This is a genomic window from Clostridium sp., assembly GCF_029258205.1.
GTDB lineage: Bacteria > Bacillota > Clostridia > Clostridiales > Clostridiaceae > Sarcina.
Map to the genome: position 1 here is coordinate 20,604 of NZ_JARHZJ010000070.1, position 25,349 is coordinate 45,952.

The 25,349-nt window shown below is 28.8% G+C and carries 16 protein-coding genes; 3 read left to right on the forward strand and 13 right to left on the reverse strand.

Annotated elements, in window-relative coordinates; all coding sequences use genetic code 11:
• Window positions 1-347: 347 nt before the first annotated feature.
• The 3 genes from nifJ to murG form a co-directional block, all read right to left on the reverse strand.
• Window positions 348-3,857 carry a pyruvate:ferredoxin (flavodoxin) oxidoreductase gene (gene nifJ / locus Q1J60_RS09060; RefSeq protein ID WP_300261166.1) on the reverse strand — a complete coding sequence of 1,170 codons (3,510 nt, stop codon included), beginning with the start codon at window positions 3,855-3,857 and terminating at the stop codon, window positions 348-350.
• Window positions 3,858-3,967: 110 nt separating this feature from the next.
• Window positions 3,968-4,393, reverse strand: a complete 426-nt coding sequence (locus tag Q1J60_RS09065) for a flavodoxin (RefSeq protein ID WP_300261169.1) — start codon at window positions 4,391-4,393, stop codon at window positions 3,968-3,970.
• A gap of 209 nt (window positions 4,394-4,602) precedes the next feature.
• On the reverse strand, window positions 4,603-5,676 hold the full coding sequence (gene murG, locus Q1J60_RS09070) for an undecaprenyldiphospho-muramoylpentapeptide beta-N-acetylglucosaminyltransferase (RefSeq protein ID WP_300261130.1): 1,074 nt from the start codon (window positions 5,674-5,676) through the stop codon (window positions 4,603-4,605).
• Between the two features lie 136 nt (window positions 5,677-5,812).
• Between murG and Q1J60_RS09075 the strand changes: the two genes are divergently transcribed.
• Window positions 5,813-5,989 carry an alpha/beta-type small acid-soluble spore protein gene (locus Q1J60_RS09075; protein ID WP_300261132.1) on the forward strand — a complete coding sequence of 59 codons (177 nt, stop codon included), beginning with the start codon at window positions 5,813-5,815 and terminating at the stop codon, window positions 5,987-5,989.
• Window positions 5,990-6,110: 121 nt separating this feature from the next.
• On the opposite strand, the gene recJ is transcribed toward Q1J60_RS09075, so the two are convergent.
• The 7 genes from recJ to Q1J60_RS09110 all read right to left on the reverse strand — a co-directional run bounded on the left by recJ (window position 6,111) and on the right by Q1J60_RS09110 (window position 17,517).
• A complete protein-coding gene (gene recJ, locus Q1J60_RS09080) occupies window positions 6,111-7,889 on the reverse strand; it encodes a single-stranded-DNA-specific exonuclease RecJ (protein WP_300261135.1) in 1,779 nt (592 codons plus the stop codon).
• An 11-nt stretch (window positions 7,890-7,900) separates the two neighbouring features.
• Window positions 7,901-9,112, reverse strand: coding sequence for a M16 family metallopeptidase (locus Q1J60_RS09085; RefSeq protein WP_300261138.1), 1,212 nt, complete (start codon window positions 9,110-9,112; stop codon window positions 7,901-7,903).
• A 212-nt stretch (window positions 9,113-9,324) separates the two neighbouring features.
• Window positions 9,325-9,900 (reverse strand): DJ-1 family glyoxalase III, encoded by a 576-nt coding sequence (locus Q1J60_RS09090; RefSeq protein ID WP_300261140.1) that lies wholly within the window; start codon window positions 9,898-9,900, stop codon window positions 9,325-9,327.
• 11 nt (window positions 9,901-9,911) lie between these two features.
• Entirely contained in the window at window positions 9,912-12,851 is a 2,940-nt protein-coding gene (locus tag Q1J60_RS09095; protein WP_300261143.1) for a DNA topoisomerase IV subunit A, read from the reverse strand.
• 13 nt (window positions 12,852-12,864) lie between these two features.
• Window positions 12,865-14,811 (reverse strand): DNA gyrase/topoisomerase IV subunit B, encoded by a 1,947-nt coding sequence (locus Q1J60_RS09100; protein ID WP_300261145.1) that lies wholly within the window; start codon window positions 14,809-14,811, stop codon window positions 12,865-12,867.
• On the reverse strand, window positions 14,804-15,871 hold the full coding sequence (gene mnmH / locus Q1J60_RS09105; protein WP_300261147.1) for a tRNA 2-selenouridine(34) synthase MnmH: 1,068 nt from the start codon (window positions 15,869-15,871) through the stop codon (window positions 14,804-14,806). Before mnmH ends, Q1J60_RS09100 begins: the two co-directional genes overlap by 8 nt.
• Before the next feature lie 245 nt (window positions 15,872-16,116).
• A complete protein-coding gene (locus Q1J60_RS09110; RefSeq protein WP_300261150.1) occupies window positions 16,117-17,517 on the reverse strand; it encodes a glycosyltransferase family 2 protein in 1,401 nt (466 codons plus the stop codon).
• 956 nt (window positions 17,518-18,473) lie between these two features.
• Between Q1J60_RS09110 and uvsE the strand changes: the two genes are divergently transcribed.
• Together uvsE and ytaF are read left to right on the forward strand one after the other, a co-directional pair.
• Window positions 18,474-19,712, forward strand: a complete 1,239-nt coding sequence (gene uvsE, locus Q1J60_RS09115) for a UV DNA damage repair endonuclease UvsE (RefSeq protein ID WP_300261153.1) — start codon at window positions 18,474-18,476, stop codon at window positions 19,710-19,712.
• A gap of 84 nt (window positions 19,713-19,796) precedes the next feature.
• The gene (ytaF, locus tag Q1J60_RS09120) at window positions 19,797-20,405 is read left to right on the forward strand and encodes a sporulation membrane protein YtaF (protein WP_423249126.1); all 609 of its coding nucleotides are present in this window, start codon (window positions 19,797-19,799) and stop codon (window positions 20,403-20,405) included.
• A 168-nt stretch (window positions 20,406-20,573) separates the two neighbouring features.
• Here the strand turns inward: ytaF and fabV are convergent, their stop codons facing one another.
• From fabV to Q1J60_RS09135, 3 genes are all read right to left on the reverse strand, one after another.
• Window positions 20,574-21,743 (reverse strand): enoyl-ACP reductase FabV, encoded by a 1,170-nt coding sequence (gene fabV / locus Q1J60_RS09125; RefSeq protein ID WP_300261158.1) that lies wholly within the window; start codon window positions 21,741-21,743, stop codon window positions 20,574-20,576.
• 237 nt (window positions 21,744-21,980) lie between these two features.
• Window positions 21,981-23,471, reverse strand: coding sequence for an amino acid permease (locus Q1J60_RS09130; RefSeq protein ID WP_300261161.1), 1,491 nt, complete (start codon window positions 23,469-23,471; stop codon window positions 21,981-21,983).
• A 424-nt stretch (window positions 23,472-23,895) separates the two neighbouring features.
• Window positions 23,896-25,349 (reverse strand): glycoside hydrolase family 31 protein (locus Q1J60_RS09135; RefSeq protein ID WP_300261164.1); only part of this gene is annotated, 1,454 nt, incomplete at its 5' end.

Sequence of the window (25,349 nt, forward strand, 5' to 3'; positions counted from 1 at the left end):
TACTTTATTAACATTTTATTAAAAATAAATTAAATAAACATAAAAAAACATATTTTTTTATTTAAAATTTTATTTTTACTAATTAATAATATAACAATTTTATATTATTAATTTATTAATATTTATACTTATAATAATGTATTTAATTGTTATCTTATATTTATCCTTTTATTTTTCATAAAACTAAATATATAAAATCAGTTTTTTACTTATATATAAAAAAATATACTTTGCTCATATAAAAATAAATTTAAATAAAAAATAAGAGTTAGAGCATAAATACTCTAACTCTTATCTTATTTTATACTTCAATCAATATATTAAACGAATTAGTTATCTACTACTTACTAATTAGCAGCAAGTTTTTTGTAGTTTTCTAATCTTTCTTTAGCATCTCTTTCAGTCTTTTCAAATAAAGCTTCAGCATCTTCTGGGAATGATTTTGCTAATGCAGCGTATCTAACTTCTCCCATTATGAATTCTCTGAAATCACCAGTTGGTTCTTTAGAATCTAATGAGAATGGATTCTTACCAGTTTCTTTTAACATTGGGTTGAATCTGTACATAGCCCAGTATCCGCATTCAACAGCTCTCTTCTCTTCTAATTGAGAGTTACCCATACCAGCTTTTAATCCGTGGCTGATACATGGAGAATAAGCTATTATTAATGATGGTCCTTTATACGCTTCAGCTTCAGCTATAGCTTTAAGAGTTTGGTTCTTATCTGCACCCATAGCTATTTGAGCAACATATACATAACCATAGCTCATAGCCATCATTCCTAAATCTTTCTTCTTAGTTCTCTTACCTGCAGCAGCGAATTTAGCGATAGCAGCAGTTGGAGTTGATTTAGAAGCCTGACCACCAGTATTTGAATAGATTTCTGTATCCATAACAAGTATGTTTACATCTTCTCCGCTAGCTAAAACGTGGTCAACTCCACCGTAACCGATGTCGTAAGCCCATCCGTCTCCACCGAATATCCATTGTGATCTCTTAACTAAGTAGTCTTGATCTTTTAATATTTCTTTAGCGAACTCGTTAGTTTCACCTTGTAATGTAGCTACAACAGCGTCAGCTCTCTCTCTAGTTCCTTCTCCATTGTCAACTTCAGCTATCCAAGCTTCTAAAGCTTCTTTAGCTTCTGGTTTAACACCTGCTTCAATTGCTTTTCCAGCAACATCAACTAATCTTTCTCTTATAGCTTTAACTCCTAATAACATACCTAATCCGAATTCAGCGTTGTCCTCAAATAATGAGTTAGCCCAAGCTGGTCCATGACCTTTATGGTTAGTTGTGTATGGAGTTGAAGGAGCTGATCCACCCCAGATTGATGAACATCCAGTAGCATTAGCTATCATCATTCTGTCTCCAAATAATTGAGTTATAAGTTTAGCATATGGAGTTTCTCCACATCCAGCACAAGCTCCTGAGAACTCGAATAATGGTTGCTCAAATTGGCTACCTTTAACTGTGTTTTTGTTCATTGGATTTTTCTTAGGTGTAACATCATTTACACAGTAATCCCAAGCTTCCATTTGTGCTTCTTGAGTATGTTGTGGTTTCATAACTAAAGCTTTTTCCTTAGCAGGACAAACTTGAGCACAGTTTCCACATCCAGTACAGTCTAATGTACTTATAGCCATAGTGAATTGCATTGGTTCCTCAGTTTTTAATGCTTTAGCAGCAACTAACTTAGTTGAAGCAGGAGCATTTTTAGCTTCTTCTTCAGTTAATAAGAATGGTCTTATTGTAGCATGAGGACAAACGTAAGCACATTGGTTACATTGAATACAATTTTCTGCTATCCACTCTGGTATGTTTATACCGATTGCTCTCTTTTCGTATGCAGCAGTACCTTGTTCGAAAGTACCATCTTCCATTCCGTTAAATGCTGATACAGGAAGTTTATCTCCTTCTAATCTGTTCATTGGCTCAACAATTCTTTTAACAAATTCAGGAACTTCTTTAGCTTCAACAACTTCATCTTTAGCATTAGCCCACTCAGCTGGAACAGTGATTTCAACGATAGCGTCGATTCCTTTGTCTATAGCAGCGTAGTTCATGTTAACAACTTTTTCACCTTTTTTACCGTATGAAGTTACAACAGCTTCTTTTAAGTATCTAACTGCATCTTCTACTGGTATTATATTAGCTAACTTGAAGAATGCTGATTGCATAATCATGTTTATTCTTCCACCTAAACCAACTTCTTGAGCTATTTTAACAGCATTTAAAGTGTAGAATTTAATGTTGTTTTCAGCTAAGAATCTCTTATAGCTTGCTGGTAAGTTTTTAGCAACTTCTTCTGGAGTCCATATAGTGTTTAATAAGAATGTTCCATTTTTCTTTAATCCATCTAAAACGAAATATCTATTAACATATGATTGGTTATGGCAAGCAATGAAATCAGCTTTATTTATTAAGTAAGGTGATTTTATTGGTTTTTTACCAAATCTTAAGTGAGAAATTGTTACTCCACCTGATTTTTTAGAGTCATATGCAAAGTATCCTTGAGCATACATATCAGTATGGTCTCCGATAATTTTGATAGCACTCTTGTTAGCTCCAACTGTTCCGTCTGATCCTAATCCCCAGAACTTACAAGCTTTAGTTCCTTCTGGAGTAGTATCTATACCTGCAACTGTTGCTAATGAAGTATTAGTTACGTCATCAACTATTGATAAAGTGAATCCATTTTTTATATCCTCTTTATTTAAGTTTTCATAAACAGCAACAATGTCAGCTGGTACAGTATCTTTTGATCCTAATCCGAATCTACCACCAACTATTACAGGAGCATTCTCTAATCCGTAGAATGCATTCTTAACTTCTAAGTATAGAGGCTCTCCTGCAGCACCTGGTTCTTTAGTTCTATCTAAAACAGCAACCTTTTTAACAGTTTTTGGCATTGCTTTTATTAATCTTTCATTTGAGAATGGTCTGAATAATCTTACTTTGATTAATCCAACTTTTTCTCCTTTAGCGTTTAAGTAGTCTATAGTTTCTTCTATTAAATCAGTAACTGATCCCATAGCTACTATAACTCTCTCAGCATCTTCTGCTCCATAATAATCGAAACAGTTATATTCTCTACCAGTTAACTTAGTAATTTCTTTCATGTAGCTCTCAACTATTTCTGGAACTGCATTGTAGAATTTGTTTACTGCTTCTCTTTCTTGGAAGTAAATGTCTGGGTTTTGAGCTGTACCTCTTGTTACAGGTTTGTTAGGGTTAAGAGCTCTTCTTCTGAACTCATCTACAGCTTCCATATCTACTAATTCTTTTAATTCATCATATTCTAAAAGTTCAACTTTTTGTATTTCATGTGATGTTCTAAATCCATCGAAGAAGTTTACGAAAGGTATTCTAGCTTTAAGAGCTGATAAGTGAGCAACTGCTGATAAATCCATAACTTCTTGAACTGATCCTTCTGCTAACATAGCGAATCCAGTTTGTCTTGCAGCCATAACGTCTTGGTGATCACCAAATATGCTTAAAGCTGAAGTAGCTAATGATCTAGCTGATACATGGAATACTGATGGTAATAATTCACCAGCTATTTTGTACATGTTTGGTATCATTAATAATAAACCTTGTGAAGCTGTGTAAGTAGTAGTTAAAGCTCCACCTTGTAATGAACCGTGAACTGCTCCAGCAGCACCTGCTTCTGATTGCATTTCCATTACTTTTACAGGTTGACCAAATATGTTCTTTAATCCTCTTGCACTATTTTCATCAACCCACTCTGCCATTGGTGATGATGGAGTGATAGGAAATATTGCTGCAACATCAGTGAACGCATATGATATATAAGCGGCAGCTGTGTTACCATCCATAGTTTTCATTTTTCTCATTGCCATTGAGATGACCTCTCTTTCATTAATTTTGTAGATATATAAATTAAAATCTTAAAAATTATAATATATTTAAAGTAATTAATTAAAATTACTTATTAGCATAAGTATTATTTTATTAATTTTTTTGATAATTCTTTTGCTGAATTAATTTCATCATCGTTTGGTGATTCATTTACAGCTAAACTACCAACAACGTCGAATCCATAATCTTTCATCCTTTTAACCCATTCAACCATGAACTCTCCATTATCCCAACCATATGATCCAAACAAGATCATTTTCTTATTGTTATTTGGAGTTAATTTGAATTGATTAACAAATGGTTCCATATCGTATTGTTCTATTCTATTATTATCCATTGAAGGGCTACCTAAAGCTACTGCATCGGCTTCTAACACATCTTCTACTTTAGCGTTTGAAACATGTTTTATTAAAACCTCTTCTCCTAAATCTACTAACTCATCTGCAATAGTGTTTGCTAACACTTCAACATTTCCACCATTGCTCCAATATATTACTGATACTTTACTCATTAAAACACCTCTTAATACTTCATAATATATTTTATCTTGAAGCCCAATATTATTTGATACAAAACTAATTTCACTCGACATTAATAATTATACTCTTTGAGAGAAATTTTTCAAGTTTCATATTAAGATATTTTAAAACATATTTTAATAATTTATTCTTAATTCTTGTAAATTTTCTACAATATGCTAATAATTATCTATAAAAAAATTTACATATGTGCAGATTTTTTTATTATATCTATTATATTATTAGCTCCATTACCTATTTTACTCATTTTCATAGAATTTAAGTACTTTTCTCGATTTTTTTCTATTTCCTTTATTGATTTTAATAATACTTCTGAATTAAGTTCCTCTTCTTTTATGACCATAGAATATCCACTCTTTTCAAATGAGTTAGCATTTAAAACTTGATCTCCTCTTGAAGCATTAGCTGATAAAGGTATTAATATATTCAATTTTCTAAGAGCTAAAAGTTCAAATATTGTATTTGCTCCTGCTCTAGATATAACTAAATCTGCTAAAGCCATTAAATCTGGAAGTTCCTCTGATATATACTCATATTGTCTATATCCATCTAAATTCTTTAATGATTCATCTAGATTCCCTTTTCCACATAAATGTATGACATTATATTCTTTTAATATCTCATTTAAAATTTTTCTAACGCTTTCATTTATAACTTTTGAACCTAAACTACCACCAACTATCATAAGAACCTTTTTATTTTCTTTGAAGTTACAGAATTTTCTTCCTCTTTCTTTGTCTCCATTTAAAAGTTCTTCTCTTATTGGTGTTCCTGTTAATTCACCTTTATTATCTTTTATATACTTTAGACTTTCTGGAAATGTAACACAAAGAGTATCACAAAATGGTGATGCTATTTTATTGGCTAATCCAGGTGTTAAGTCTGATTCATGAGATACTACAGGAATTTTTTTTATTGAGGCTGCTATTACTACAGGTACTGTAACAAATCCACCTTTTGAAAATATAACATCTGGTTTTTCTTTTGAAAGTATTCTTGAGGCATCCATAATACCTTTTAATACTTTAAATGGATCTGTAAAGTTTTTTATATCAAAATATCTTCTAAGCTTACCTGATGATATTGAATAATAAGGTATATTTTCCTTAGTTATTATTTCTTTTTCTATACCATTTTTACTTCCTATATATTTTATTTCAAAACCTAACTCTTTTAATTTAGGAACTAAAGCTAAATTTGGGGTAACATGACCTGCTGAACCTCCACCAGTCATAATTATTTTATACTTTTTCAAAAAATCAACTCCCTTAATAATCTATGGTTTTATAAATATTTTTTTGTAATAACTCCTATAATTCCCTCTCATATTTTACTCTATTCTACACAATATATAAATGCAAACTCAATTAATAACTAAGGAGGAATTCAAAATGGCACAATTAGTTCCAGAATCAAAAAACGGATTAGCAAAATTCAAAAATGAGGTAGCATCTGAAATGGGAGTACCATTCTCAGACTACAATGGAGATTTAAGCTCTAAACAATGCGGAAGCGTTGGTGGAGAAATGGTTAAAAGAATGGTAGAACAATACGAAAAAGGAATTTAATCTAAAGCAATTAAAATCTACTGTTAAATAAAATTAAATATTTATAGTGTATATAATTAATTTATGCCTAATTATACACAAAACATTGGAGCAATATTTTTAAAATATTGCTCCTTTAGTTTTATAATCTAAAATATTTTATATTAGCTTGAATTGATTTATTCCCATTAAATTCGTTTATATTTGGATAATAAATTAAATCAACACTAAAATTACAGTTTCCACCATCTAATACTCTTAATAATTCTTCTTTTCCATATTTATTAGAAAAATCCTCTTTAAATTCCTCAACTTTATTACCAAATGCTATGGCATCTATTGTTTTGTAACTATTCCTTAATTTACATCTAAATTTAATTACATTCTGTTCTTTGCCAATTATCCAAACCCTACTCACTTTAACATCTTTTTCTCCAAAAAGTGGGCTAGAATTTCCTTTTCCAAAAGGTTCTAACTTATCTAAATTGTCTACTAATCCATAATTTAAACTTTCTAAAGGTAACTTAACATCTATTCTAACCTTTGGTATTATATCATAATCTGTTAATTTACAGTTTTCTAATAACATATTTCTTAATATAGGTATGTTTTTTTCTTCCACAGATAGACCAGCAGCCATTGGATGGCCTCCAAATTTACTTATGACCTCTTTGCATTTTGATAATTCCTCAAAGATATTATATTCTTCTATAGACCTTGCAGAACCCTTAGGCATATCTTTTCCCTTAGTCATTATTATTGTAGGAACATTATATTTTTCTTTTATTCTTCCTGCTACAATTCCAGCAATACTTTCATGTATATAAGGATTATAAATCAAAATAACCTTATCATTTTCCATATTATTATCTTCTATTTGCTTTATTACCATATCAACGCTATTTTTAGTCAATTCCTGTCTTCTTTGATTCAATTCAAAAAGTTCCTTAGCCAAAGCATCTGCCTTTTCATCCTCTTCAGATAAAAGTAATTCAACAGATAAATCAGCCGTTTCAAGTCTTCCAGTAGCATTTATACAAGGCCCTATAACAAATCCTAAATGATATTGAGCTATTTCTTTTCCTTCAAGACCTGTGTATTTTTTTAATGCTATTAAACCTTTATTTTTAGTGTTATTAAGCATTTCTAATCCATTTTTCACTATTATTCTGTTTTCTCCTAATAAATCAACTACATCACAAACCGTAGCAATAGCGCATATTTCCAGTAGTTCTAAAGCTTCCTCATGAGGTATTCCTAGCTCTTTATATAATGCACATATAAATTTAAAGGCAATTCCTGCTCCACATAGAGATTTAAATGGATAATTACAATCTTCTTGTTTAGGATTTATAACAGCATAAGCCTTTGGAATTTCTTTTTTCACCTCTCCATTTTCATCCTTAATTAGAGAAATATCGTGATGATCTGTTAAAATTACATCCATACCTAAGTTTTGTGCTAAATCTATTTCTTCAAATGCTGCTATTCCATTATCACAAGTTAAAATTACCTCTGTACCTTCTTCCTTTAAAATTTTAACTCTATTTAAATTCATACCATACCCTTCATCTTCCCTATCTGGTATATGATAATTAAAGTTAGCATTGCATCTTTTTAGCCCTTTATATAATATTGAAGTACTTGATACACCGTCACAATCATAATCTCCATATATAGTTATTTTATTCCCCTTTTCTATAGCTTCTTTTACCCTTTTAACTCCTTTCTCCATATCTTTCATAAGATATGGATCATTTAAATTTTCAATTCCACCAAATAAAAATTCATTCGCATCTTTCTTATCTTTTATATTTCTATTCACTAAAAGAATAGATGTTAATAAATCTATATTTAATTCTTCCTTTAAAATTTCTATTTCATCTCTTTTTCTTTGTTTAAGTAGCCACTGTTCTCTCACTACATCACCTCTTAGTTAATTATTTGCACAATGGATTTCTTTAAAACTCTTTTTATTAAATTTTTCATATCTTTTAAACTTAAATCTTCAACTAAGTTTAATTCTTCAAAAATATAGTCTCCTCTATTAAACATAGTTTCATATATAGCCATTCTATTAGCAAGAACTATACTTTTTTCTAAATCTAATGAATTTTTAAGTTTAAATCTTTTTATTAGCTTATTTAATCCCTCTTCAGTTAAATAATCTTCTATATTCATAGCCTTTGATATACATTTTTCAATAAGCCCTAATGCCTTTTCTTCCTTTTCTTTAGATGTTCCTAAATAAATTTTAAATAATCTTATTCCCTTTTCATACTTAACTTCACTATAAACTTCATAGGCTAGTCCATTTTTAGTTCTAATCTCATCATATAATACTGAACTTACCCCTTCACCAAACCAAAGATTAAATACTTTAAGTAAGGTTACCTCCTCCATACTTAAATCATTTATATCAAATAAACAGCATATTTTTGCCCCAGTATTTCCATCTATCTTTTTAGAGAATATACCACATTTAATATTTCTTTCTAAATTATCTTTAGATATCTTTCCTCTCTTTGCTTTATTAAAATTTTTCTCTACAACCTCTTTTACTTTTTCTAAAGGAAGAGAAGAAACAACTGAAACAACTATATTTTCACTGAAATAGTTTCTTTCATAAAAATCTTTTAACCCTTGAAAACTTATATCTTCTATATGTTTTTTTTCTCCTATTATCAAGTTTCCGATTCTTTCATCTGGTAAGCCATTCATTAAAGCAAGGTCTTCTACATGTTGCTCTAAATCTTCTTTCCACTCATCGCTTTCTTGTTTTATAACATTTAGTTCTTCTAAAAAACCAAACTCCTGAAAATCTGAATTTAAAACTATATCTGAATATAAAGAAAATCCTTCTTCAAAATCTTCCTTTGCAGTAGTTCCATAATAAATAACATAAGGGAAATTAGTCATAGCATTATTGAATCCAAATAAATCATCTAATTTTTCATTTATTTCATCTTCCTTAAGCTTGTGATTTCCTTTAAATAAAATATGCTCTAAAGCATGTGCCATTCCTATTTCATCTTTATTTTCTGCATTAGCTCCACTTTCTAAGCTTATGCAAAAAGATGTATGTTCTATATCTTTTAATTTATATAATAATCTAACTCCATTATTTAAAATTATTTTTTGCATATATTTTCCTCCAAATATATTAAATCTTATTATATTTTAACATACCTAATAAGCTTGTAAAAAACAAAAAGAGTTATATCAAAACTCAAAACAAAATTTATAAATGAAATATTTACTATAAACTTCTTAGTTTAATTAAGTAATTTTCCAAATATGTTATAAATTTTATTTGTAAGTTATCTTGATACAACTCTTTTTAATTTATTAAAGCACTACTTACCTTCTTTTTCTAAGAAAAAGTTAATAAGCATTCCTTCTCTTATTTCATTTGCTTCTTTTTCATATCCCAGCTTTTTTAATATTTCTAAGCCAAATACTAAGGCAGTTGCAGGCCCTCTACTAGTTATTATGTTTCCATCAACAACTACTGTGTCTTCTTCCACATAATTAACATTTCCAAGTTCCTCTTTAAATCCTGGATAACTTGTAACTGTTTTTCCTTCAATAACTCCAGCCTTAGCTAAGGCTATTGGAGCAGCACATATTGCAGATACAATTTTATTTCCTTTATTATATTCTTTTATCAATGATTGTACTCTTTCATTATCTCTAAGATTTATAGCTCCTGGCATTCCACCAGGAAGTACAATTGCATCATAAGTTTCTAAATCATTATCTGATATTAATTTATCACAAATAACCATTGTTCCATGAGCACTATTAACGGTTTTATTTTCTGTAATGCTACATGCATGGCATGTTACCTTAGCTCTATTACAAACATCCACAACTGATAATGCTTCTATAGTCTCAAAACCTTCTGCTAAAAATACTAATACTTTCTTCATGACCATACCTCCTACTTAATAATTACGTCCTTTATGTAGTCTTCCAATACTAAAATCATTAAACTACTTCCTCTTCCAGCTCTATTTTGTAATTTAATATCTTCAATATTGACCTCAGCCTTTTCTTTCTGCTTAGACTCTAAAACAAGTTTCTCATAATTACTAGTTAATTCTTTTTTATAGTCATTATACGCCTCTAAAGTTTTATCATCAATACCTTCAGTTGGTGATATAACCTTACCAAATATAACCTTATTATCATCTTTTAAACTTATTCCTGTTACCCCTGAAGCCACTCTTCCCATTGGATTAATAGCTGTAGCTAAGAATTTAATTCCCATACCATTCTTAGTTACTAAGATTACTGTAGCATTTTCAAAATTTATGTCTACATTTACTAACTCATCCTTTGGAGTTTTAAATTTATAAGCTATTTGATTATTAAATTCTCCTAAAAATTCTCTTAAAGATGTCTTTTTAACTAATCCTTCTCTTGAGAAAAAATAAACAAATAAATCTTCATCTATTTTTCCAAATTCATTTATAGGAGCTACTTTTATTATAAGTTCATCCTTTTCAAATCCATCTACTAAATCTGAAATATTACTTTCCTCCGTATTTTGAAGTAAGTATGCTGGGAATTTAAATACTTTTCCTTTATTTGAAAAAGCAATTATATTTCTAAATGAATTAACTTTTATCTTTTCATAAGAATTGCTATTCATATTACTAAAAGTTTTTATATTTCCCTTTTTATTTATTCCTATGATAAATTCTTTATATTCATAGTTATCTACAAATCTTATATTTTTAATTTTGTTACCACTCTTTAATGGTACTAATTGAACCCCTAGTATATTTCTATCTGTAAATTCTAATTCTGGTTCTGAAGCAACAAAGTTTAGCCCATTAGTTGTTTCAATTTCAACAAATCTTTCTTCATCCTGTGAATCTATTAAAGATACACTTGCCAATAAATCATCATTCTTAAGCTTTATAGCCATAAGTTTTGAATAAGCAGTAACAAATTTATCTAAAGTAGTCTTCTTTATCAATCCATTAGCAGTTATAAACTTAAAGCATTTGTTTGGAAGGAAATTATCAATTGATTCAAGAGCAATAATTTTTTCATCTTCTAAACTTAATCCTCTTATTAAATCCTCAAGTCTTTCTCCTTTGTCTTTCCATTTCTTATCTGCTACAGAATTACATTTTATTTGATAAACAGTTCCCTTATCAGTAAATATAGCCAAAGTATTCTTAGTGTTTGATTTAATAAGGAATTTTAAATAATCTCCTTCTCTATATTCAATTTCATTTTCATCAACATTTGAACGATTATAAGTTTTAAGAGGAATCTTCTTTATAAATCCTTCATTTGATAAAGTAACCATAACATCTTCAGCCACTATTAACTCTTCTAGATCTATTTTAGCTTCGCTTTCATCTTCTATTAAAGCAGTTCTTCTTTCATCTCCATAGACTTCAGCTACTTCTTTTAATTCATCTTTTATAACACCTAAAAGAACTGACTCATTTTCTAAAATCTTTCTAAGTGCTTTTATTTTCTTTGATAATTCTTTATGCTCTTTTTGGAATACTTTTATCTCTAATCCAGTTAATCTATAAAGCATTAATTCTAGAATTGCTTCTGACTGTAAGTCAGTAAATTCAAATTTTGAAACTAAATTCTCATGAGCATCTTTCTTTGATTTTGAAGCTCTAATTGTAGCTATAACTTCATCCATTATTCCTATAGCCTTTATAAAACCTTCAACTATGTGGAATCTCTTTTCTGCTACTTCTAGCTCTCTTTTTGTTCTTCTTGTAACAACATCCTTTTGATGATTTACATAATGAGATATTATTGTTTTTAATCCCATAGTTTCTGGTTTTCCATCTGCTAAGGCAACCATATTAAAACTTATATTACCTTGAAGATCAGTTTTTTTATAAAGATACTTAAGAACTTTATCAGCCATATCAAGATCTACAGACTTCTTAAATTCTATTACAGCTCTTATACCAGTTCTATCTGATTCATCTCTAATATCCACTATTCCATCTAAAGCTTTAGCATGTCTCTTGTCACCAGTCATATCGGATATTGTTTGAAGTATTCTAGCCTTATTTCTTCTATAAGGGAATTCAGTTATTACTATTCCAAGTCTTCCATTTTCTAAAGTTTCAATTTTAGCCTTAGATCTTAAAGTTACTTTTCCTTCCCCTGTTTCATAAGCGGATAATAGAGTTTTTTCACCAATTAAAACTCCTCCTGTTGGAAGATCTGGCCCTTTTATATAATTCATTAACTCTCTAGTAGTAATTTCATTATTATCTATATAAGCTAAAGTACCTTCTATAACTTCTTTTAAATTATGTGGTGGTATATTAGTTGAAAGTCCAACAGCTATTCCAAAAGTTCCATTTACTAAAAGGTTTGGATATCTAGCTGGTAATACCTTGGGTTCCATTTCAGAATCTGAGTAATTTGGAACCATATCTACTACATTTTTTTCTATATCTCTAAGCATCTCCATAGATATACTAGAAAGTCTAGCCTCTGTATATCTCATAGCAGCTGCTCCATCTCCATCTATACTTCCCCAGTTACCATGTCCATCAATCAAAGGAGCTCTTGTACTAAAATTTTGAGCTAGAATTACCATAGCATCATAAACTGAACTATCTCCATGTGGGTGATATTTACCTAGTATATCTCCTACTATTCTAGCTGATTTATAATAAGGTTTATCTGGAAAAGCTTTTAACATATATGCACCATATAAAATCCTTCTATGTACAGGCTTTAATCCATCTCTTACATCTGGAAGTGCTCTATCCTTAGCAACTTCTACTGCATAAGGTAAATAGTTATCAGGCATAACCTCTTCAAGAGGCATTCTGATAATATTATTATCCTTAGGTATTTCAATATTCTTCTTAGCCATTTAATCTCCTCCTTTAGAACTCAGCATACTTATACATATAGTTCTTTCTTGGCTGAACAACATCACCCATCAATAAAGAAACCATTTTTTCAGCCTTAGCTGCATCTTCTATAGTAACTTGTACTAAAGTTCTTGTTTCCGGATTTAAAGTTGTATCCCATAATTGATCTGGATTCATTTCTCCAAGTCCTTTAAATCTTTGAATAATTGCTCCCTTTCCTAATTTCTTTTTAACTTCTTCTAATTCATCTTCACTATAAGCATAAAGAATCTTATCTTTACTCTTACCTGATTTAGCAACTTTATAAAGAGGTGGTTGCGCTAAATAAAGATGACCATTAGCTATAAGAGATCTCATGTATCTATAGATATATGTTATCCAAAGAGTTCTTATATGATATCCATCTACGTCAGCATCACTCATTATAATTATTTTGTCATATTTTAAATCTTCTTCATTATAATTATCTAAAATTCCTGTACCTATGGCAGTATTAAAGATTTTTAATTCCTCAGAAGCTATAACATTTTCTAACTTTTGCTTTTCTGTATTCATTATTTTACCCTTTGAAGGCATTATTGTTTGGAATCTTCTATCTCTAGCTTGTTTAGCTGATCCACCTGCAGAATCTCCTTCAACTACTATGAATTCATTAACTTCCTTATTTTTCAATGTGCATACTGCAACCTTTCCTGCTAAAGGTGCTGTCCCTTTTCCAATTTTCTTTCTCTCTGCATCATTAATCTTTTTAATTTTTTCTCTTCTAGCAGCTGCATCTAATGCATTATTTATAATCATAGTTGCAACTTCTTTATTATCCTCTATCCATTCACCAAATTTAGTATAAGCTAAATCATTCATCATTGTATAAGCTTCATTATTTCCAAGCTTAGTTTTTGTTTGTCCTTCAAAGACTGGATTTGTAATTTTTATTCTGACAATAGCCGTCATACCTTCTCTTAAATCATCACCTTCAAAATCCTTATCTTTTTCCTTTACAAGATTAAGCTTTTTAGCCCATTCTTTAAAAGCACGAGTCATTCCTGTTTTAAAACCAGTTTCATGGGTACCAGCCTCTGTAGTAGGAATATTGTTTACGTAACTAACTATGTTCTCTGTTGTTGAATCAGTAAATTGAAGACATATTTCTCCACACATTTGTATATTATTTACTTCTCTTTCTCCCTCAAATAAAACAGGAGTTGGATGAAGGGGAGTTTTACTTTCATTTAAATAATCTATAAAGTCTAAAAGTCCTCTTTCAGAGTAATATTCTTTACTTACACTCTCTTCTTTTCTATTATCAATAAGTTCTAATCTTATTCCTTTGTTTTGAAAAGCTAATTCTTGTAATCTTTCATCTATTATGTCAAATTTAAAATCTGATGTTGAAAATACTTCTCTATCTGGTAAAAAAGTAACCTTTGTGCCTGTTTCCTCAGATTCTCCTACTACTTCTAGCGGAGTTACTGGTGTTCCTGGCATATCTTTTTTAAGCTCTTTGTCATAAGCATATTCAAATCTTTGTCTATATATTTTTCCGTTTTGTTTTACTTCAACTTCTAACCATCTTGATAAGGCATTAACAACTGCCGCCCCAACACCATGAAGTCCTCCAGAAGTCTTATAATTTTGGTTATTAAACTTACCACCAGTATGAAGTTCTGTAAATACCATCTCAACACCAGTTTTTTTCTTTATTGGATGCATCCCTGTAGGAATTCCTCTTCCATTATCTATTACAGTTACACTTTTATCTTTATTTAAAATAATTTTAGCTTTATTTCCATATCCGTTTGATATTTCATCTATAGAGTTATCTAATATTTCCCATATACAATGATGAAGTCCCTTGCTTCCTGTAGAACCTATGTACATTCCTGGTCTTACTCTTACTGGTTCTAACTTTTCTAAAGAAGTTAAAGAGGTAACATCATAATTGTTATTTCTACTACTCATATAAATCCTCCCTTAATTCTTCTAAAATCTCTTTATATATTTCTTCTAATTTAAACAATTCATTTTCTATATCATTTATCTCTAATTCGTTTCTGAAAGTTTTTTTCTTTGCACTTGTTCCATATCTAGGATCATAATATTTTTCCATAAGTTCTAAGGCCACTTTCTTATAGTCACCTTTAGCTACTAAGTCTTTATATTGTTCCACTCTTTCTGAACTTATATGCTTATTAAGAACTCCTAAAGCTTCATCTAGTTGTTCATTTACATTTTCAAAGGCAGTATATTCTCTAACTAATCTTTCTGCTCTTACTTCTGGATCAGCACTTATTTTAAGTTTTGCACCCTCATACATCTTTTCAAATAAAGGATCTGGAATTAAAATTTTCCCTATTCTTTTACTTTCTCCTTCAATGAATACAACATTAGAACTTCTATATCTAAGTTTATGATAAACTAATGCATCAAATCTCTTCTGAGTGTTGCAATCACCCAATCCAACGCCTCCTAGAATTGAACCTCTATGATTTGCACATCCCTCTAAATCTAAAATATCATATCCCTTTTCTTCTAACTTATATAACATTTCTGTTTTTCCTACACCAGTATTTCCATATAATACTATAAAATTAATTTTCCTTGAGAATTCTTCAATTTTATTTATTATAAAACTTCTATATGATTTATACCCACCTTCTAATTTATAACAATTTATTCCTAAACTATTTAGTAATGAATGCAGACTTCCACTTCTCATTCCACCTCTTGCACAAAAAACAACAAGTTTTTTACCATGCTTATTCCTATAAAGTTCTTGAACTTGTTTAAATATTTCAGGCAATCTTCTAGAGATGAATTCTATTCCTTGCTCTTTTGCAGCCTCTGCACTCTCTCTAACATATAAAGTTCCGACTACATCTCTCTCTTCATTTAAAAGCACTGGAATATTTATAGCTCCTATCATAGGCTCTTCAAAAAATTCTCTTTGGCTTCTAACATCTATAAAGATATACTCGTCCTCATGTCCATATATCTCCTCATAACTTATTAATCCAAACATTTATATATCATCCTTTCAATTTACTAAAATAGTATAATTCTTTAAAAATACATTGTCAAACGTTTGTTCTCATATAACATATCTTTATATCACTTCACGATTATTAATTATATCAAAAGATTTTAAAATACAAAAATTTACGTTATATAAATAATATGTTCTTAGTAATATTGTCAACTTTATATTCTCGTAATCACTTTTATAGCAAAAATATAAGACATCCATTAATGGATGTCTTATCATAATTAAACTTCATATATTCCAATTTGTCTAACGTGTTTAGTATGTGACCATTCTTTTTTATCTTTATCTATTATACCTTGGATTGTTATTGGTATCCAAGTTAATATGTATAATGGATAAATTAAGTATCTGTAGAACATTTGGAAATTTCTCTTACCTAAGAATAATAAAGTTCCTATTAAAAATATTCCTACATAAGCCACATTAAATAGTGTTAATAATACTACATTGTCTAATATACCTAATTGAGTTATTAAGTATGGTTGTATAAATACATTACATGCATATAGTCCTAAAACTACAAATAACTTTCCACTCATCTTTTTATCAAATAGTAACGCAAATGGTGTTAATAAGAATTGGAATACGCAGAATAATTGCCATACTGTTGCATTAAACAAATAACTTATAACAAATATTCCAAGACCATCTACTGCCCTTATTTGTATGAAAGTTAATAAACCAGCTAATCCAGTTGCTAAAGTAACAAATGGTTGCATTACATATAAAGTACAGTCAAAAGCAACTAAGCTTCTATCTTTTATAGATTTCTTTAAAAGTTTCATTCCATATCTAGTAGCAACATCAGCAAATCCTTGCATCCATCTCTTTCTCTGGTTCCATGAAGCCTTTAAAGTTAATGGTTTTTCATCATATATTATAGCATCGTGTGCCCAACCTACTTTTTCTCCATTTAATATAAGCTTACAACTAAATTCTAAGTCTTCTGTTAAGCAAGTAGCTCCCCAACCTAATTTTTTAAGAGTTGCAGTATCTATAACGAATCCTGTTCCACCTATTTGAGCTGATAAACCTATGTTGCTTTTAGCTAATTGAAGCATTCTATTAGCTGATGTAAATGCTATAGCATAAGATTCTGTTATCCATGAATCCTGTGGATTCTTAGAATCTATATATCCTTGAACAACCTTAAATCCTTCACACATTTTATTGTTCATTTCTTTTAAGAAATTTTTATCAACTAAGTTGTCAGCATCAAAAACTGCTATTCCATCATAATGAGTATCCATTTTGAATATTTTATCAAACATCCATTCTAATGCGAAACCTTTACCTCTTTTTTCTTTATTAAATCTTTCAAATACATTTGCCCCTGCTTTTCTAGCAATCTTAGCAGTATTATCAGTACAGTTATCTGCAATAACAAATATATCATATAATTCTTTTGGATAATCTAAATGTTTTAAACTTTCAACTAGATTTTCTATAACTACTTCTTCATTATGGGCTGCTACAAGCATTGCAAATTTCTTTTGAGGCTCAAAAGTTTTTGTATCTTTTTTCTTATAGAATCCAAATAACGCTATGAATAAATAGTATAGCATTAGAGCAAATACGCCTATTTGAAAAATAGCTGTTACCCAAAATATATACTTTTCCATAAATTCCACTCCTATAACTTAAATTAACCTCTGACATTATAACAGTTGTTTATATATTTTGTAAAATATATTTTTTTGTTATTTTTTAATAAACTATTAAAAAACATCCTAACTGGAATAAAATTAACATTTTAAAATAAATATTGTCATAAAATTTTCATAGCAATTGATTCATAAAACAAAGTATGTTTTATGAATCAATTGCACCAAAATTTTAAGTATTACAACGATCTATTTAAGATGTTTTAACTCCCTAAAAGTTTAATTAGATGTTTTCTTGAAATACTTTTATATTTTAAACAACCATTTTTTTACAAAGGTTCCTTTTGAATTTTCCTAAGAATTTTTTTAAATTTCTTATCATTATTTGTTACTATTCTTTTACTAACCATATAATCGTCATATTCTGCAGTATGTTTAGTCCATTCTATAATACTAGTTAAATACTGCCTACTCTAAAAAAATCAGTTTAAGCTTCGTTTTATTTAATATTATAAGCCACTAAAAAATTATTATTTTTTAATTTTGGATATATCACTAAACCCTTAATTTTTTGCCTCGTATTTTAAACATTTTATCAAAGTTTGCTTTATATAACCTCATAGTTATACTCACTGTCCTTTAGATTAAATTTATATATTTAATTATAACAAATAAAATTTACAAACTTCTTATACTTCTTTAAATCTAAATATATATCTTTTTCATAATATAATTTTGCCATATAACCCCCTTATGAATTATTACAAAATTATTAATTTATAAATAAAAAGTGATGATTATTATAGTTCCTAAACTATTATTTAGCAATAATTTCACTATTTTTATTTTAATAAGTATTTATATTTAATTATTAAATAATATCCCAAAAATTTATCAAATTACCAAACTTCCTCCCTTGTATTTTTTATTTAAATGCAAAATATATAATTAATATTTTGAAAAGGACTGATTGTATGAAAATAGGATATGCTTGTACTCCAATAACAATAAATGCTAGAACCAATCGTAGAATATTACTAAAGAATTTTTCTAAGAGTAAATTTCTTTCTATTGCAAAGCAAAATTTAGAAGACTTACAAAAAATATTAGAATGGAATATTAAAAATGATATTTACCTATTTAGAATAGGGTCAGATATTATTCCCTTAGGCTCCCATAAAATAAATAATATTAACTGGCAAAAAGAATTTAAATACAATTTAGAATCCATAGGAACTTTTATTAAGAATAATAACATTAGAGTTTCTATGCATCCTGGTCAATATACAGTAATAAACACTCCTAAAGAGGATATATTATACAAATCTATTAAAGATATTGAGTACCATTGTAAATTTTTAGACTCATTAAATATAGATTATAAAAATAAAATAATACTTCATATAGGAGGAGTGTATGGTGACAAAAAATTAGCAAAAGAAAATTTTTTAAAAGGATTTAATAAACTTTCTGATTCTTCTAAAAAGCGATTAGTCATAGAAAATGATGAGAGAAATTTTTCTCTAGATGATGTATTAGATATTTCTAGTAAAATAAATATTCCTGTTATATTTGATAATTTACATAACATATGCTATGGAGATAACTCCTATAGTTTAAAAGAAATATACTCTCTTGTAATCAAAACATGGAATAAAAAGTTAGATGGAAATATGAAAGTTCATTATAGTCAACAAAATATTTTTAAAAAGAAAGGATCGCATTCCTCTTCAATTTCTATAAATAGTTTTTTAGATTATTATGAGGAAGTTAAAGAGTTTTCTCCAGATATAATGTTAGAAGTTAAGGATAAGGATATTTCTTCAATTAAATGCATAAATTCCTTAAAAGAAATAAATAAAACTTTAGATATTAAAACTTATAGAAAAGAATTAGAGGATTATAAATTACTTTTGCTCCAATATGATAAAAACTTTCAGAAAAAACTTAACTCCTTTTCTCATGGATTGATAGAACTCTACTCTTATCTAGATAACTTATTATTATCTCCTAAGGATATAATAGGATTCAAATACTCTTTAGAATTAGCTTTTACTATTTTAAAAGATCATATTAGTAATAGAGAAACCCTATATTTTAAAAAGCTTATTAATGAAAAAGAATATGAAAAAGCTAAAATTTATTTAACAAAGTTAGTAAAAAAAATAGAATTTCCACCTAAGGAATTATCTTATTATATTTCTCAATCTTAAACTTACTCACACTACAAAATTGTCACAATTTATATATTAATAAAATATATTGGAATTAACAGTAAAATTTTGGAGGCAGAAAAAGTGAGCTTTTTAAGTATACTTCTTTTTGTAATTGCTGCAAGTTTAGATATACTTGTTGTTTCTCTAGCATATGGTTTAAAAGACATAAAAATAAATTTTTCAAGTACTCTTGTCATAGCATCCATATCTGCTTTAGGAACTTTTATTTCAATGATATTAGGACAATTTTTAGTGAATTTAATTCCTGTTAAATTAGGAGATATTATAGGTGGTTTAGTTCTCCTTGCATTAGGTTTTTATTCTATATATTCTTATTTTAAAGAAAAAAAAATACTAACCTCACCTAATAGTGATAATAACTCCTCTCCAACCTTTATATTAGAAAATCCAGAATTTGCTGATAAAGATAAGTCTGGTAATATTGACTTTAAAGAATCTCTAGCCTTATCCTTAGCCTTGGCCTTAAACAACTTCGGTTTAGGAATAGGAGCTAGCATCTCTAGACTTAATATTACATTTACAACAATATCAACATTTATTATTTCATTGATATTTATATCTTTAGGCTTCTATTTATCAAAAACAATAAAAAGTAAAAATATTTCAAAAAATAGTAACTTAATTGCAGGAATAATAATCATCATATTATCACTATTTATTATTTTTTAGATACAATTAAGTTTTATTCAAAATATAAAAAACCTTACCATACAGAAATAAACTATAACTTATTAACTAAATTAACTCTTAATAAAATATAAAAGGCCTTACTTCTAGTACCTTAACTAAAGTATGACCTTTTCATATTTTTTAAATTAATCAAATAATATTTTTATATTAAACTGTTGTTATATCAATATCCTCTGAGTAATCTACTCCCTCTAAACTAAATCCAAATAACTTAAAGAATTCTTTTTTAAACCCTTCTGCATCACTTAATTCAAAAACATTCTCACTAGTTATTTGTGGCCATATTTCCTCAATAGCCTTTTGTACATCCTCATCCATTTCTAAATTATCTATTCTAATTCTATTTTCTGAATCTAAATTTAAGTTTCCTTCATAAAGCTCTTTAAACATTCTGTATATTTGCTCAATACAACCCTCATGAGTACCTTTTTCCTTCATAACCTTATAAAGAATTGAAATATATAAAGATACTATTGGAATAGCTGAACTAGCTTGTGTTACTAAGGCCTTATTTACAGATATATACCCTTCTCCATTTAATGATTTTAAAACTTCAGTTATCTCTCCTGCAGTTTTTTCCAAATCATTTTTAGCTCTTCCTATAGTTCCTTCTCTATATATTGGATAGGTAACTTCTGGCCCAATGTATGAATAAGCTATTGTTTTAACTCCATATTCTAATACATCAGCTTCTTTTAAAGCTTGAATCCATAGCATCCAATCTTCTCCACCCATTACTTTTCTAGTACCTTCTATTTCCTCCTCTGTAGCTGGGTTAATAGTGATATCATGTATTTCTCCTGTATGGAAATTTAAAGTTTTACTAGTAAATGGATTTCCTACAGTTTTTAAACAAGAGCTATAAACCTCTCCTGAAACTGGATCCTTTCTCTTTGGAGCAGCCAATGAATATATAACTAAGTCTACCTTACCCATATTTTCTTTTATTAATTCTATAACTTCATTTTTAACTTCATTAGAAAAAGCATCTCCATTTACTGATATAAATTTTTTACCTTCACCTTCTGCAAACTTCTTTAATGACTCTATATTATACCAACCTGCTGAAGCTGTCCTCTTACCTTTTGCCTCTCTCTCAAATGAAACACCTAAAACTTCTGCATCACATGCCTCAGAAGCCACAATAGCACTTGCTAAGCCATATCCAGTGGAAGACCCTAGTACAAGTACTTTTTTAGCTCCCTCTATCTTTCCTTTTTCTTTTACATACTCTATTTGATTTTCAACATTTTTTTTACACCCTACAGGATGTGATGTAGTACATATAAATCCTCTAAACTTTGGTTCTACTATCATTCTGATTTCTCTCCATTTTTCTTTTATATTTATTATTTTCAAACTCTCATATTTTCTTGAAAGCTTTCTCTACTCTCTTTTTAATTTCTCATAAATATTTTGTTTGATTATCAAAATATATTATAATTATCATATTATCATATTTCATATATTTTGTCATTATAATTATCCTAATAAACTTCCAAAAATATAAAGTTTTAGCATATAAAAAAAGCACCCTAAAAGAGTGCTTTTTTACTATTTATTTTCGAATTTTGTTGCTGCTGCTTCTCTTACTGCATCATCATATACTTTTCCATTAGTTCTCTTAGCTATTTTAGGTAATATTAATCCTAATCCTATTAGTACTAAAGGTGTACCAATATTCATTCCTACTCTAAACATCCATTCTTCAGAAAATGCTTGAATATCTGTTGGGAACATACCTAATATACAAGCGAATGCTGTAAATGCAAAACACCAAGCCCCAATTAACATTGCAAATTTATCATTTTTAACAAACTTGTACTCTGACTTGAATTGACCTTTTATAGCTTTTCTTAGCATTATATAAGCTAAGAATACCCATAAATATCTCATTGGCATAACAACAGCATTTAATTTTAATAACCAAGTAAATAAAGCATTGAAGTTTCCAATTCCTAAAGCTGGAACTATTATTAATATTCCAACTAAAACAGAAGTCATTATATATCCATTTATTGGAGCTCCATTCTTATTAGTCTTAGTTAATGCTATTGGAACATATCTTGCATCAGTGTCCGCTAATAAAACTTTTAACGGAGCGTCTATTGAGAATACTAAGGCTGAAACTTGAGTTGCAAAGTTTGCTAATGCATATAATATTAATAAAGAATTTCCTATTCCATAATAATTCCCCAATTTTTGGAATGCATAGTAAGCACCATTTAACATTAAGTCATCTGGAACATTATTTGAATCAAACATCATTCCCATTGCTATTGATCCAAGAAGCGCTGTAACTGCAACCATTACAGCTAAAGCTATCATACCTTTTGAAAAACCTTTTTTAGAATCTTTCATGTTATTAACATATGGAGATATCTTTTCAGCTCCTCCAACTGAGAATACCAACATAGCTATAGTGGTAAAATATGCAAAATCAAATTTTGGTATATATGTTTTTATTGAAGTCATATTCGGGCTTGCTATGTGAGTTCCTGTAATAGCTGGTGCTGTTAACATAAGTATTATGTAAAGAATAGACATAACGAACATAGCAGTACCTGCTATTGTTCCTATTTTACCTAATGAATTTACTCCCCTTGAAGCAATCCAAACAAAAAATAAAAATATTACTAAACATACTAATTGAGTAATTTTAGGATCTATAGTTTTTATAGTGCTTCCATCTTGAAACACTGCCCATCCTAATGAAACAAGTACTGCTTGTGGTTTTTGTGCTAAATAAGGTACATGCACTACCCAATAAGTCCAACCTGCTAAGTAAGCTAATCCAGGCCCCATTGTTTTACCTATCCATGAACTTACTCCACCTTTACTATCTCTAAAAGTTGATCCTAACTCTCCAACCATAAGTGCGTATGGTACAAAGTATAAAGCTATTATTAATATCCATGATGTTACTACAGTTAACCCTTGAGTTGCGAAGTTATTTACTATGTTACCAAATCCCCAAACTGATACGAATGCCATTAGTCCAAGGTTGTACCACATAAGCTTCTTTTCATCATTGCTATTGCTCATATCTTTTTCCTCCTAATTTTTATTTGCAAAACAATCCCCCTATAAATCTTCCGAAAAATAATTGTCCACTTTTAAAATAATACATAAAAAATCTATTATAACGTTAAATATTACATATTAATTTTATCATCCTATTAAAATTAACGCAATATTGTTAAAATCCTTTATTAAACTAAATTTATAAAGCTTCTTCTTGCTTATCTTGTTATTACTTTTATTTTCTTTCCTTCACTTCAAAACTTTTACTTTTAAGTTCTAATAATAAAAAAATCTTTATTAAGTAGACAAAATTTTAATAACTATCTTTTAATTTAATTAATAAGTATGACCACTAACATTTTTTTAAATATTAGTGGTCATATGTTACTTATTATGTTAAATTAATTTAATAATCTCTTTATTTGTAAAAATAATTTATGATAAATCATTTTATTATTTGAATTTCTATATCTTCTCTAATATAGTCACTATGAATATACTTAAATTCTTCTTTTTCATTGACAACTTCTATTTCCATATAATTATATTTTCCTTCTAAATATTCCATAGTATGTCCATCATCATTATAGTGGAATCCTTTAGCATTCTCTCCAAAAACCTTAAGAAGTACATTATTTGGTCTTTCTTTAAAATTTCTAAATTTCTTATTATATATTGGTATTATTGACCCTTCTCTAACAAAAACTAAAATCTCATCTAATTCACAAGGAATCTTATGCCATTTTCCCCCTTGTAACTTCTCCATTGTGAAATAATTAAACCAAATCCCCTTTGGTAAATATACAGTTTTGCTTCTTTCCCCTTCATATAATACTGGTGCAACAATCATACTTTCACCTAACATAAATTGTTCTCTCATATTTAATAAATTCATATCTTTCTCATATTCCATTATCATAGGTCTAAATATAGGTAATCCTTCTTCATGTGATATATAATATAAATCATAAATATATGGAAGTAATTCATACCTTAATTCAATATATTTTTTTGCTATTTTTTCAGCTCTTGGTCCAAAAGCCCACGGTTCTTGTCTTCTAGTGTACATATTTGAGTGATTTCTGAATATAGGAATAAATGCTCCCATTTCCATCCACCTTATGAATAATTCTTCACTTGAATCTAATCCAAAACCTGAAACATCATTTCCAACGAAAGAAAAACCACTTATCCCCAAGTTAGCATTCATTGATATTGACATTATCATTTGGCTCCAAAGACTCATATTATCTCCAGTCCAAACTGATGAATATCTTTGACCACCGGCATAAGTAGCTCTAGTCATTGAAAATCCTCTTTCATTAGGATGTAATTCTTCTTGTGCTTCCTTAGAACATCTACTCATTTCAAAACCATATCTATTATGAAATTCCTTATGTTCTATAACTCCATTATCACTATTATGAAGACATGTTTCTATCATTGTTTTATGATCATTATTAAACACACAAGGTTCATTCATGTCATTCCAAATCCCATCAATTCCATATTCACTTATGAATTTTTTAAGTTCATATTTCCACCATTCTCTACAATCCTTATTTGAAAAGTCAGGGAAAGCACTATCCCCTGGCCAAACTGCTCCAATAAACATTTCTCCATCTAACTTCTTAGTAAAATAGTTTCCTTCTTTACCTCTTTTAAATATCTGGTAATCTTCATCTACCTTAACACCAGGATCAATAATAGTAATAGTTCTTACTCCTTTTTCTTTTAAATCACTAATAAGACACGCCGCATCATCAAAATTGGGAGTTTTAAAAGTCATAACTCTGAATCCATCCATGTAATCTATATCTAAATAAACTACATCTAATGGAATATCTTTTTCTTCAAAAGTTCTTACTAACTCTCTTACTTCATCTTGGCTAAAATAAC

Bases quoted from the DNA above. Each gene is read 5' to 3' on its own strand.
- nifJ (WP_300261166.1), bottom strand. From the start codon at position 3,857: ATGAGAAAAATGAAAACTATGGATGGTAACACAGCTGCCGCTTATATA.
- Q1J60_RS09065 (WP_300261169.1), bottom strand. From the start codon at position 4,393: ATGAGTAAAGTATCAGTAATATATTGGAGCAATGGTGGAAATGTTGAA.
- Q1J60_RS09075 (WP_300261132.1), top strand. From the start codon at position 5,813: ATGGCACAATTAGTTCCAGAATCAAAAAACGGATTAGCAAAATTCAAA.
- Q1J60_RS09085 (WP_300261138.1), bottom strand. From the start codon at position 9,112: ATGCAAAAAATAATTTTAAATAATGGAGTTAGATTATTATATAAATTA.
- Q1J60_RS09090 (WP_300261140.1), bottom strand. From the start codon at position 9,900: ATGAAGAAAGTATTAGTATTTTTAGCAGAAGGTTTTGAGACTATAGAA.
- Q1J60_RS09095 (WP_300261143.1), bottom strand. From the start codon at position 12,851: ATGGCTAAGAAGAATATTGAAATACCTAAGGATAATAATATTATCAGA.
- Q1J60_RS09100 (WP_300261145.1), bottom strand. From the start codon at position 14,811: ATGAGTAGTAGAAATAACAATTATGATGTTACCTCTTTAACTTCTTTA.
- mnmH (WP_300261147.1), bottom strand. From the start codon at position 15,871: ATGTTTGGATTAATAAGTTATGAGGAGATATATGGACATGAGGACGAG.
- Q1J60_RS09110 (WP_300261150.1), bottom strand. From the start codon at position 17,517: ATGGAAAAGTATATATTTTGGGTAACAGCTATTTTTCAAATAGGCGTA.
- uvsE (WP_300261153.1), top strand. From the start codon at position 18,474: ATGAAAATAGGATATGCTTGTACTCCAATAACAATAAATGCTAGAACC.
- fabV (WP_300261158.1), bottom strand. From the start codon at position 21,743: ATGATAGTAGAACCAAAGTTTAGAGGATTTATATGTACTACATCACAT.
- Q1J60_RS09130 (WP_300261161.1), bottom strand. From the start codon at position 23,471: ATGAGCAATAGCAATGATGAAAAGAAGCTTATGTGGTACAACCTTGGA.